The organism is Pseudomonas sp. FW305-70 (assembly GCF_058783925.1).
Genome location: NZ_JBYSYZ010000011.1, coordinates 149,972 through 162,602 on the forward strand (window position 1 = coordinate 149,972; position 12,631 = coordinate 162,602).

At 61.1% G+C, this 12,631-nt stretch carries 8 protein-coding genes; 4 read left to right on the top strand and 4 right to left on the bottom strand.

The window, feature by feature from the left end; genetic code table 11:
- Window positions 1–60: 60 nt before the first annotated feature.
- Window positions 61–984, bottom strand: coding sequence for a carbon-nitrogen hydrolase family protein (locus AC3WN7_RS11425; protein ID WP_095966665.1), 924 nt, complete (start codon window positions 982–984; stop codon window positions 61–63).
- Between the two features lie 84 nt (window positions 985–1,068).
- Here AC3WN7_RS11425 and AC3WN7_RS11430 point away from each other — a divergent pair, with 84 nt between their 5' ends.
- Window positions 1,069–1,977 (top strand): LysR family transcriptional regulator, encoded by a 909-nt coding sequence (locus AC3WN7_RS11430; protein WP_095966664.1) that lies wholly within the window; start codon window positions 1,069–1,071, stop codon window positions 1,975–1,977.
- Between the two features lie 9 nt (window positions 1,978–1,986).
- Here AC3WN7_RS11430 and AC3WN7_RS11435 read toward each other — a convergent pair whose 3' ends face one another.
- Window positions 1,987–2,241, bottom strand: coding sequence for a hypothetical protein (locus tag AC3WN7_RS11435; RefSeq protein ID WP_007970091.1), 255 nt, complete (start codon window positions 2,239–2,241; stop codon window positions 1,987–1,989).
- 164 nt (window positions 2,242–2,405) lie between these two features.
- Here AC3WN7_RS11435 and AC3WN7_RS11440 point away from each other — a divergent pair, with 164 nt between their 5' ends.
- On the top strand, window positions 2,406–2,723 hold the full coding sequence (locus tag AC3WN7_RS11440; protein WP_102673772.1) for an ElaB/YgaM/YqjD family protein: 318 nt from the start codon (window positions 2,406–2,408) through the stop codon (window positions 2,721–2,723).
- Window positions 2,724–2,858: 135 nt separating this feature from the next.
- Here AC3WN7_RS11440 and AC3WN7_RS11445 read toward each other — a convergent pair whose 3' ends face one another.
- Window positions 2,859–3,899, bottom strand: coding sequence for an Ldh family oxidoreductase (locus AC3WN7_RS11445; protein WP_015094972.1), 1,041 nt, complete (start codon window positions 3,897–3,899; stop codon window positions 2,859–2,861).
- Between the two features lie 235 nt (window positions 3,900–4,134).
- Between AC3WN7_RS11445 and AC3WN7_RS11450 the strand changes: the two genes are divergently transcribed.
- Complete coding sequence (locus AC3WN7_RS11450; protein WP_102673770.1) at window positions 4,135–8,961, top strand: M35 family metalloendopeptidase; 4,827 nt, start codon at window positions 4,135–4,137, stop codon at window positions 8,959–8,961.
- A 236-nt stretch (window positions 8,962–9,197) separates the two neighbouring features.
- Window positions 9,198–10,199: a FecR family protein gene (locus AC3WN7_RS11455; RefSeq protein WP_102673769.1), complete on the top strand. Its 1,002-nt coding sequence runs from the start codon at window positions 9,198–9,200 to the stop codon at window positions 10,197–10,199.
- A 57-nt stretch (window positions 10,200–10,256) separates the two neighbouring features.
- Here the strand turns inward: AC3WN7_RS11455 and pvdQ are convergent, their stop codons facing one another.
- Window positions 10,257–12,605: a bifunctional acylase PvdQ gene (gene pvdQ, locus AC3WN7_RS11460; protein ID WP_102673768.1), complete on the bottom strand. Its 2,349-nt coding sequence runs from the start codon at window positions 12,603–12,605 to the stop codon at window positions 10,257–10,259.
- Window positions 12,606–12,631: the final 26 nt, after the last annotated feature.

A 12,631-nucleotide genomic window follows, 5' to 3' on the forward strand; every position in this document is an offset into this window, starting at 1 on the left:
TGGCGGGCAATGGTCAAAGTTATCAAGTTGCCTGACTGGTTTGGCCAAAGCCCTAAGGCATCAGGAAGTGAAGCGCACCCCCGGTTTAGCGCGCTCGTCCACGGTCAGATCGAACACATCCGGGCGAGCGTAGTGACCGACCACGTCATAGTCGTAGCGGGCGCGCACCAGGTCGTCAGTATCGATCTGCGCGGTCAGAAGACCAGCGCCATCTCGCATCGGTCCGGCGAGGATGTCGCCCATGGGTCCTACGATCACGCTGCCGCCGGCGATCAACGGCCGATCCGCCGGCCAGTTGGCGATGTCCAGTCCCAGGGCGTGGGGCGATGCCTGGACCTGACAGGCGCTGACCACGAAACAACGCCCCTCATGGGCGATGTGGCGCATGCTGACCTGCCACATCTCCCGTTCGTCCACGGTCGGCGCGCACCACACCTCCACGCCCTTGGCGTACATCGCCGTGCGCAGCAGCGGCATCATGTTTTCCCAGCACACCACCGCACCGATGCGCCCGACCTGGCTGTCGATCACCGGCAGCGTCGAACCATCGCCCTTGCCCCAGATCAGCCGTTCGGTCCCGGTGGGCATCAGTTTGCGGTGTTTGGCCACCAGCCCGGCCTGCGGATCAAAGTACAAGGCGGTGCAGTACAAGGTGCTGCCGGCGCGCTCGATGACGCCGATCACCAGATTCGCCCCGGTGCGTGCGGACAGCGCCGCCAGCGCCTCGGTTTCCGCGCCGGGCACGTCGATGGCGTTGGCAAAATAGCGCGCAAAGGCTTCGCGCCCTTCCGGCAGCCGATAACCGAGCTGCGTGCCAAAGCCCTCGCCTTTGGGATAACCACCCAGCAGCGCTTCCGGCATGACCACCAGCGCGGCGCCGGATTCGATGATCGCATGTTCATAGGACAGGATCTGTTCCAGGGTGTCGGCCTTGCCACCGGGCAAGGCGCCAATCTGCAAGGCCGCAACGATTGATTTGGGCATCACGAAAACTCCATTCGCATCAGGGATTGCTCATTCTCCGGCGCCACGTGATCATCAATAAAGACCGATTCACTGCTGAATGATATGAACCAAATGAATATCACCAACATCGACCTCAATCTGCTCAAAGTCTTCGAAGCGCTGCACGAAGAGTCCAGCGCCAGCCGGGCCGCCTTGCGCCTGGGGGTGACGCAATCGGCGGTTAGCGCGGCCTTGCGCCGGTTACGCGAGGTGTATGGCGATCAACTGTTCGTACGCACCGGACGCGGCCTGGCGCCCTCGCTCAAGGCCAATCAGCTCAAGCCAGTGGTCAGCGAGGCCCTGAACAAATGCCGACAGAGCCTGGCGATGGTCGATCCGGCTGCGCAGCAGTACGAAGGTCGCTCGGTCACCGTAGGAATGTCGGACGATTTCGAAATTGCCTACGGTCGACGACTTATCGAGGAAATCGCCCGGAGCGCGCCGCGGTTGCGGCTGATTTTCCGCCAGACCCACAGCCAGATCGTTGCCCAGGCGTTGATGGAGCGCAGCATTGACCTGGCGATCACCGCGGGCGGGTTTGCCGAGCGGCTGCTCAGCCGCCAGGTGCTGGGAGAAGGTGGTTATTTGTGCCTGGCGGACCCGTCGAGCCTGGTCGAGGGCCAGCACAGCATCGGTCTTGAGGAGTTTGTGGCCCGCGAGCACATTCTGGTGTCTTCCGGCGGTTTTATCGGGATTACCGATGAAGGATTGGCGGCGCTGGGCCTGAGTCGGCGGGTGTGCGCCTCGACCACGCATTTTGCCGCGCTGCCGCATTTGCTCAAGGGCAGCCAGGCCGTGGCGACCATTCCGGCCCATGCCGCCCGAAGCATCGCGACGCTCAGCGGCCTGGCACTGCTGCCCTGCCCTTTGGCCTTGCCGCGCTACCCGATCGAACTGGGCTGGCGCACCAGCACCCAGCTTGACCCGGTCGTGTTGAAGGTGCGCGAAGCGATTGTCGCGAGTTTCGCCTGACAGCCGATGTTATTTGTTGGCCGCCATCAGGCGATTGACTTCGCTGCGCACCATGTTGGCGTATTCCGGGGGCGACATGCCGTCCAGTTCGGCGCGTACCCATTCGGCCCACTTGCCTTTGCGCTTGGCCCGTTCACCAAACAACCGTGCGGCCTCGCCCTTGGCTTTGCCCAGGTTGTTTTGCCAGAGTTCGAACAGACGGGATTTCTCGTCTTCAAGCGCAGCGCGCTCGGCGAGGGGTTTGTCGGCCAGATTGAAGCTCATGGGAATTTCCTGCTGCGTAAAATTGGCGACATCTTACACTGTAGGGCGAAATGTCCTGCGCCGGTTTTTCAGCAAGATGACCTTCCCGGGCAAAATAGCTGCAACTTTTCCGACGGCCGCAGACTCCATTGTTCACTGTCCACTTACCCGCAAGGAGTACTTCAATGGCCCGCAAAACCGCCGCGCAAGCTGCCGAAGATCAAATCAAGGATCAAGCGTTCAGCGAACTTCAATCGTTGATCGAAGAGTCGGAAAAACTGCTGAAAAGCAGCGCCTCACTGGTCGGGGAAGAAGCGGACACCCTTCGCGGACAAATCGCCCTGAAACTCCAGCAGGCCAGGGATTCGGTGACCAACGTGCGCAACCGCACCCTGCCCGCGGTCGAGGCCACTGAAACCTATATCGGCGGGCATCCATGGCAAACCGTGGCGATTTCCGCCGGGTTTGGTCTGGTGGTGGGGTTGTTGCTGGGGCGTCGGTAACCACAGACACACACTGAACCCTGTGGGAGCGGGCTTGCTCGCGAAGGCGGTGTGTCAGCAACTTGGATATTGGCTGACACGACGTCTTCGCGAGCAAGCCCGCTCCCACAGGTTCTATCGCACCTGCCGAGAGGATCAATCCCCCGCCAGCTCCCGCAGGTTCGCCAGCGTCCGGGCATCCAGTTCAATGCCATTGGCCAGCGACCTGGCGCGCTGAAGATGACGCCGGTCACCCGGCAAACGCTTCAGGCCGACACCGTGCATTTGCCGCACCAGTTCCTGGCTGCGTTCGGCAAAACTTTGCCCCGCGGCCTTGTCCGGATCAATCACGATCAGCAATTGGCCCGTCCAGGGCGTCTTGGCGCCTGGGTGGTTGTTCCAGTCGAACTCGAAGGAAAAATTGCCGCCGGTCAGTGCCGCCGCGAGCAACTCGACCATCATCGACAACGCCGAGCCCTTGTGTCCGCCAAAAGGCAGCAACGCGCCGCCCTCAAGAATCGCTTTCGGGTCGGTCGTCGGCTGGCCGAGGCTGTCCACACCCATCCCTTGCGGCAAGCGTTCACCCTGGCGTGCGGCAATTTGCACGTCGCCATGGGCAATGGCACTGGTGGCGAGGTCAAAGACAATCGGTTCGCCGCCAGCCCGTGGCGCGGCGAAGGCAATCGGATTGGTACCGAACAGTGGTCGGTCGGCACCGTGGGGCACCACGCAGGTCATGCTGTTGACCACGCTCAACGCTACCAGCCCTTCATACGCGAAGGGTTCGACATCTGGCCACAAGGCCGCGAAATGGTGCGAATTACGGATCGCCAGCACTGCAATGCCGGCACTTCGGGCTTTCTGCACCAGTAATTCGCGTGCCGCCGCCAGGGCCGGTTGCGCAAAACCGTTATTGGCGTCGACCCGCACAAACCCCGAAGCCACATCTTCGACCACCGGAACGGCCTGGCCATTGACCCAGCCGCTTTGCAGCGTCGAAACATAACCCGGGATCCGGAACACCCCGTGACTGTGGGCGCCATCGCGCTCGGCACCGGCGCAGTTTTGCGCCAGCACCCTGGCAACCTCGGCGGAGGTGCCATGACGCAGAAAAATCTTTTCCAGCAAAGCGCTCAGCGCTTCGAGTGACAGGTGTGACGAGACGGCAGTAGAGGCGTGATCGTGTGGCGCAGACATCTGAAGCTCCAGAATGATTATTGGAGGGAACAACAGCGTACAAAGACCCGCCGATTAACAACGCGCGACGAGCGACCTGTCAACCTTTCGCTCAGGGGGCGATGAGGTATATCCGTGTCACCAATGCCCACGCCCCGTGCGTTATCTATTTACCACCTGCGTCAACGCACTGGCTTTTAGTCTCGATGCTCAACCCACAGGCGCCCTTGAGTGGCCCCTTGAACGAGACTCGACGATGTCTACACCCGTAACTCCGCTGTTTTTCCCCGAAGCACTGACGTTGCCCGGTCTCTGGCGAGAGCTGGGCCAAACCCACGGGCTGACGCAAAAGGATTTCGAATGGTTGCGCCACATCGAACTGGCCAGCCAGGTACTGCGCGATGAGCAGACGCCGCCCATGCTGGCGAAAAAAATCCTTTTGAAGGTCCCTGGCCAGGAACCCCTGGCGCTGGCCGGCAGTTTTTTGCTGACCGCGACACCGGATGACAACGGCGTGATTCTCTACACCCCGTACGCCGGTATACAGAAACTCGCCAGCCGCTCGGTCCTGACCGAACATCTGGCAGCACAACTCAAAGCAGCCGACGAAGACGATGAACTGCTGGCCCTCATGGCGCTGTCACAACGCAAGACGGTGGTGGCTGCCGACGATATCGGGCTGGAATATCAGACCATTGAGGGCGACGTGTTCGAGGACCAGCGCACCACCCTTTCCCGCCATCAACAACTCAACGACCAGGCCCTGCTCGACGAACTCAAGGCGCTACCGTCCCTGACGTCGCTGCTCGATGCTTTGCTGGCTGAACAACTGACCGCGTCTTTTCCCGGCGTGGATCAGAGCCAGACCCGGGTGAATTTCTATCTGGCAGCGACTGCAGGGAACGAGGACGCAAGTCATCCGGCGCGACCTTGGGTCAATTCCCTGTCGCTGAGTGACGCCGTGCTCCTGCACTATCGCCATCAGCGTTGGCCCTCCGGGCAGACCCATGAATTTTCCCACCCGAAAAAGTCCCTGGCAAACGCAGACCAGGGACACTGGGAAACGGCGGTCACGACTGTCTCGCGCAAACTGCTCAGCCTGCTGATCGGGCAGCTCGAACAATACTGGAACGCGGCGAGCGCCAATGGCCCCTCGCGTCGCGCACTCTTCGGCCGGGCCATCGCCGATCAGGCGCGCGTGCAACTGCTGCTCAAGCGCGAAGCCGGGATCATCACTGCGGAGCAAAGCCAGGACCTGCACGCGTTGATCTCGACGGCCAGCCGGACGAACACATCGATGACGGTCGAAACCGTGCGCCTGTGGGAGTACCAGGCCAACTATGTTGAGTTGGCCGGTTCACTGATGGTCAGCGCCAGTCATGCGTTTCTCTACACGCCCACCGAAGGTTTGCAGGTGCTCAAGGACTATCAGGACTTGCGCGATACCGTGCGGAGCAAGTTCGGCGCGGCCGGTCACGAGGACGAACTCTATGGCCTGCTGAGCCTGGACGAACGCCAGCGATTCATTGGTTTTGACCGGCCGAATGTGACCGGGGAAGCGATCTCCGGCGCGATCTTCAGCAAGCTCTTCGACGCCATCGTCACCAAGCAACTGCAGAACACGGAATACAGCCTGCAGGTGTTCCGCCACAGTGACGGTGCCGTCGACATCCACGCCCTGTTCGACAAGGCGCTGGATATCCGTTCGATGATCAACGAGCGGCTGCTGAAGCTGGAGACTGACGGACGCTGGAGCACGCGGCCGGTGTTGTCTGGCGACCAGCATCCGTCCATGGTGCTGGCCGATACGGCGGCAGCGTTCATCAAGAGCTTCAGTGACATCGAAACGCTGATCAACGCCGACTTCGCCGCACAACCGATCGCTTCACTGGCGCTGCAGCGGGTCTACCTGGAAAACCTGCAGCCACGCCTGGCCCATGCACTTTCCGTCGGCATCCGCGGCGAGGCAAGCCTGCGCACCCTCAGCACGACATTGACGGATGCGGACCGGGCCATAGTCGATACAGTGTTCAACCCGGATCAGGCCGAAAGGCATAACCGTCGCTCCTTGAAGGGCTTCCGGCCCGATGCCTATTCACTGACCCTTGAGTGCTCCGGTGTGCGGGATGTCCTGCCGCTCGCCCATTGCCTGCTCCTGACCGAGCGCGGCGGACTCGACCCCTCGCATTCCGGCCGAACGATCCTGTGGACGCCCGCCGAGGGGCTGGAGGTGTTTGACAACATCAGCCGTGCCAGGCAAGAACTGAACCGGCGCCTGCTCGACCCGCAACAACGCATGGCGCTACTGGAAAACCTCACCCCGAGCCAACGCCAATTCCACCAAAGCTACTCACTGGGTGCGCTGCGGCTGATTGAAGGATCAGTACTGGAGCAAGTCGCACGCTCATCCATCGATCACTTTCTGGCTCGCTGCGAACACGCGCGCAGCCTGGAACTGAGCGACACGAAGCAGAAAAAGGCGCTGAAAGCGCTGACCACCGCCGGGATCAACACCCATTTGCGCAGAGCCACCTCGATCGCCCGGGCGATCACCCTGCAACAGTCACTGCCCACATGGCTTGGCATGGCCCCGCTTGAAGATCAGCGGCTGCACGTTGAACTGCTGGAGCAATACCGCAACAGCGTCGAGGAGGACAAAGACTACCTGCACGGGATCACTCCCCTCAGGTCGTATGTGCATGAACGGCTGACGACCTTGCTCGGCAATCGCTTCCCGGCCATTACGCTGGACCCCGACGATATTCAAATCATCCCCGACCTCAACCTGACCGGTCCCGCCCGCAGCCTTACCGAGTTCGCCCTGAACCATGTCAATGCCGCGCAAGGCTCCGGATTCCAGGTTTCCCCGACAACCTCCCAGGCGCTGCCCGAGGGGCTGGACCAGGCCGCGGTCCGTCAACTGCTGCAGTCATTGAACATTGTGCAAAGCTACGCAGCACAGGTAACGCAGACATTGTCCAGTGCAACGGCCGATGCTCAAAGCCGGATGCAGCGCTTCGTCAAGCAACTGCCCTGGCAACTGCTGCAACACGCCCACGAACTGAAGCTGCTGCAAAGGCTATCCGGCAGCGCGTTCGATTTGCTTCGACAGGTGCTCGACATGCCGGACGCCACGGCCCGGGCAGCCGTGCAGGGAGCACACGCGATTGCCCGACCTCTGGAGCTGATCAAGACCACCGGCGCCGCCGCGGTCAAAGCGTTGGGCCTGTACCTGGTGAGCCCCGGCAACGCAAAGGCCGGGCCGCAGGTCCTGTATGCCCCTTACCACCCTGGCGGCTCGCCTTTTATCGAATTCGACACTGAGGCCAGCGTTGTCTCGGCGCTGAACACACCGGGGCCCTTGCAGGACATGTTGCTACGGCGCCTGCCGGACAGCGAGCAGTCCGCCTTCCGCAACCTGTTCAGCTCGACCGTTGGGCAATCGAGTGAGATCACCCTCGGGTCCAACCCCATCGACGGCAACTTGCTCACCCAGCTGTTCCACGACAACACCCGACTGCTGTCGCAAATGCTTGGCAGCCAGTTACACACGGCAAGCCAGGCGGACTGGGAGGCCGTCAAACATCTGTTCGGCGCCAACATCCACCGCATACTTGGCCTGTTGCCGGGCAAACTCGCTTATGCGCAGTTTCTCTGGAACGCCTACAAGGATGCCCTCAACTCCGCAGAAGCCCTGCAGGATCATCACTGGAAAGTTGCGCTGGAGGAGTTCATCGCCGGTGCGGCGCAACTCATCTCATTGGGCAGGCTGTCGCTCGAAGGATGGACCGACACGGCCCAGGCAACCCAGGAAAACCCTGGCGCACCGATCGCCACACCGATCATCGCGCCAAAGTGGTCCGAGATCGATTCGACGGCACCGCTGCGCACACGGCTGCAACCGTTCGAAACCACGGTCGAACTCAAGAACCTGACGAAAAACAGCGCTGACGGCACCTACCTCGATGCGGCGAGCAAAAAAACCTACGCCCCCATCGCCGGTAAGGTCTACGGCGTAGACAAGACCGGGCCGGCCTGGCGAATGATCAAGGACAAGGAACAAGGCCCCGTATTGCTGACGGCGCCAGACAAGCAACTGGTGATCGACCCGGACATCCATACGGTGCACTTCGGCAAGGCCATGTCGAAAATGCACAACCAGTTTGCTCATGCCCGTATCGCCGGGGAGGTGCTGAACATCGAGGCCCGGGGGATGGAAGACATTCGCGCCAGGCATCCCGAAAAAGCCCGAATGATCGTGCAGGCCATCGACATGGCGCGCTATTACGCGTTCAACAGCCTGCACAACATGACGCAACTGCGCAGATTCGCCCCCGGTACCCGGCTGGACACCTTCCTCAAAGATTTCTTTGGTGTCGGCGAGGTCAACGCAGCGCTGCTCGACAAGATCAAGGACGCCATCCTCCCCATCTGCAACGCGCTGGTCGACCCTGATGAAGACTGGATGAACTCCCATCGTTTTGTCGTGGGTTCAAACCGGGCCCCGCAGGACAACCTCATCGCGTTTGTCCTGGACAAGGACCGACAGCGCCACGTGCATTTCACCGAAAGGTTCTTCGATCAACAACTCGACTGGTACAAATCCTGTCTGACCGAGCCCTTCAACGTCGACGGCCACAGCCAGGCCGCCACGCTGATACACGAATTCGCTCACCTGTTTTCCGCGGCCGTGGACATTGCATACCTTGAAGCCCGGCGCCCTTTCAGCGACCTGGTAGCGCCGATCACGGCCTACGGTGAAGCCATGAAACAGTCCCAACTGAAATTCCAGCGCGAAGCCTTGTCGCTGGACACGCCGAAGGAGGAACTGTTTGCGCGTTGGAACAGCAGCCTGCAATCGTGGATCAGCCTGGATTCGATCCCGGAGTCTTATCACGTCGGCAAGGCCATTCTGAGGTTAACGGGCAGCAGGACCATGGAGAGGGCAAGGGATGCATTCCTGGACGGGCAAAATGCGAACTTCAGGGCTGACGTCATTTTGCACAATGCCGATTCGCTCGCGTTCCTGATCTGCGAAATGGGCCGGCAACTGGACCCGGTGCCGGTCACACCGGCCTCTTGAACCTGACTCTGACATCACAAAGCGCAGATCCCGGATCTGCGCAGCACATCGGCCGCAATGGCACTGTGATGATTTTTTTGATCTTTTTTCACGCGCCCTATGGATACTGCAAGCCGACAACAGGCTATCCAGGGGCGGAGCGTTGAAAAAAAGTTACACATTGATAGTTAAATGCCATGACTGATGTTCTCGCAGACTGCCCCCAAGGTTAGAATGCACGAAATCAGGATGAGCCAATGACCGAACACACGCTCTCGGAAGCCGACTACGACGCCATCACCGATGCCGCTGCGCATTGGTGCATGCGTCTGCACGCCAATGACTGCACAGAGCAGGAGCGCCACGCGTTCGAACAATGGCGTGATGCACATCCGCTCCATGCCTTCGAGTACGAAGCGATGCTGGAAATATGGGATGTGGCCGGCGACCTGCCCCGCCCCGCACCCGTCCTGCCGCTGGTTCGCCCCCAGCCCGAAGCTCCGTGGCGCCGCCTGGCCATTGCCGCGGCAGTCTGTGCCCTGGCGCTGCCTTTGGCCGGATATGGCGGCTGGCACCTGGGCTGGGTACCGAACGCGTACCAGCATTTCCAAGCCACCGACAATGTTCGTACGGTCACCTTGAAAGATGGCAGCCAGGTGGAGCTGAACCTGGGCAGCGAGCTGACGTACAGCAACTATAAGGATCAGCGGCAAGTCACGCTGAAAAAAGGCGAAGCGTTCTTCAGGGTCAGCCATGACACCCGCCACCCTTTTGTGGTCAAGGCCGCCGAAGGACGGATTCGCGTGACCGGCACCCAATTCAACGTCTGGATGTATGAAGACCAGGTCAAGGTCAATCTGATCCAGGGTTCGGTACTGGTCAGCAGCAACACCGACCTGCCCGGCGACGGTTTGCGTCTCGACCCGGCGATGCAGGCCAGTTATCGTCGCGGCGACTTCACTCCCCGCATCAGCCAGACCTATGACAATGACAGTTCGCTGGCCTGGCGCCAGGGCAAGCTGGTGCTCGACGATCTGGCACTGAGCGATGCGCTGCCATTGATCAATCGCTACCTGGACAAACCGTTGATGGTCGCCGACAACAGCACCGGCTCGATCCATATCGGCGGCATCTACAACATCAAGGATATCAACGGCCTGGTGAAGTCCCTGCCGCGGGTCCTGCCGGTCTACCTGACCCGCAATGACAACGGCAATCTGGTGGTCAACGCGATCCCGCAAAAGCCCCCGAAAAGCTGAAAAGGCCGCCACCCGTGCGGGGTGCGGCCTACAGTGCTCCCGTAAAACTCCACTACCTCAATGCGCGACGACCTTGGCATCCTGCTGGCGGATCGTCTGTACCTGATACTGCGGATCGGACGTGATCTGTTGCTCGGTGAAGGGCAGCACGCTCCATTGCTTCTGCGAAAAGGCCTGCGTCTGATCCCGTGAAAATTTCGAAGCGGGGTCACTCGACAACGAAAACGCCAGCAGCCCCTTGGCTTGCGGTCCTTTTTCGTCAAAGGTCACCACTTGCAGGTAACTCGTACCACTGACCACCTCGCGCTTGCCATCGCTGCGCGGCACGCTCTGGATAGCGTTGTAGACCCCCAACGTACCCGGCCCGCCATGGATCGGCGTCTGTTGCCCGCCGCTGCTGACCACCTGGATGTCGCCCCAGCGAGTGTCCGGCTTGAGGCCTGACGCCTTGACCTGCTCAGCCGAAGCCAGCATCGCTGTGCGCAGCGCCTTGGCCACTGGCGGGTGATCGACGGCGAGTCCACTCGGGGTGTGTTGCGGGTCCTGCGGATCGAACGCCACGCGCCATACGTCCGGCACCGACTCCAGTGCCTCCATGACATTCTGGAAGTGCACAAAACCCAGACCACTGGCCAGGTTGGCCTTGCGGTCCCAAGCCTTGAGGCTGGCGCACAGTGGCGCGAGGGTTTTGGCATCGGCACCGAGACCCGCGGCGCAGAATTGCAGCAGGTCCGGCATCACTTGAGCCGCCTGATAGACCTGATCATCCATGACCATGTGCTGCAAGTCCGCCACCGCGACCTTGCCGCCCCCGGTCAGCGCACTCAAACGGTCCAGGGCAAAGCGTGAACGCAGGCCCAAAGGTTGGCCATCCTGGCTGATCAGCGGCGAATAGCCGGTCAGCGGTTGCGCCGGATTGGCCATCCACGCCGAATCGTTGGAATGCTGGACAAAATCCTTGCGCAGCAGTTGCGGCAACTTGTCCGCTGCATAGATGCCCTGTTGTGGCGCCTGCGGATCGATGTCCCAGGCACAGGCGCTGTTGGAACCGTCGAGAATGATCATCTGCAGGCCGACTCGCGGATCGCTGCATTGTGCCAGCTTGTCGACGCTGACGTTGGGCACCACCGAGAGGTTCATGTACAGCGTCTGCCCCTGATCGTCCGCCGCCAGCGTGTTGACCCACGGAATGCCCTGGATCTTGTGCACCGAGTCCTGGAAATCCTTGAGGTTTTCGGCGCGGTTCATCGCGTACCACTGCTGCAGGACGCGATCGTTATCCAGATTGGCATCGCGCAGGCTGAAGGCGTACTGATGATCCCAATCCAGTTTTCCCGGCCATTGCACCACCGGACCGAACTTCGAGCTGTAGACCACACGGGAAATCGCCTTGACCTGCCCGTCCGCCTGCCTGACGTTGACGGTCACAGTCTGCTGGTCCATCGGCAAGGACTGGCCGTCGAGCAGATAACGGGTCGAATCCTTGGGATCGAGTTGCAGGCGGTACAGTGTGAAATGCCTGGACGAATCCACGGTGTGGGTCCAGGCCAGATGTTGATTGAAACCGATGTTGATCAGCGGCAGGCCGGGCAACGCCGCGCCCATCACGTCCAGTTTGCCGGGAATGGTCAGGTGCATCTGATAAAAACGCATGCCGCCCACCCACGGGAAGTGCGGATTGGCCAACAACATGCCGCGTCCGTTAAAGGAACGTTCGCTGCCGATCGCGACAGCATTGCTGCCGCGGTCCAGGGCAAACCTTTGCAGGCGCGTGGCGGCCACCTGGAACGCTGCCTGGGCGCTCGCCCCCCGGGCCACGGCTTGGGGTGGCGTGGCACCGGCCAGGGCTTCGGCGAACTGGCCGACGCCACCTTCGACCAACAGGCGCCGGGTCAGTTTGACCAGATCCATTGCCGTGATGTCCCGCACCCAATCGCCCTGGCACTGTTGCGGCAGACCCTGGGCACGACGTTCGCTCAGGAAACGGTTGTACCCCGCTACATAACCTTCAACCAACTCACGCACTGGCGGAGTCTGGGCCTGCCAGAAACCGGCGACGGCTTGCGGGGTGTTGAGCCAGGTGAAGAACAGATCGCTGACCAGATTCTCGCGCGCCTCGACGGTGAACTGATCCGGTCCGAAATAGCGCGAACGCTCGCCGTTCACTGTAGTGATCTCGTTCGCCAGCAGGCACAGGTTGTCCTGGGCGTAGGCATAGCCGATGCCGTAACCCAGCCCGCGCTCGTTGTCGGCGCGGATGTGCGGCACACCGAAACTGGTTCGGCGGATGTCCGCGCTCGTTGGCGCAGACGTATCGCTTGCGCTCGCCGCAAGGCTCAACCCCAGGCTCACCCCCAGAGTCACACCCGCCAGGCTCAACCTGGTTAACTGGCTGGAAATAATCACGCTCGCTCCTGATCGAAAAAACGATG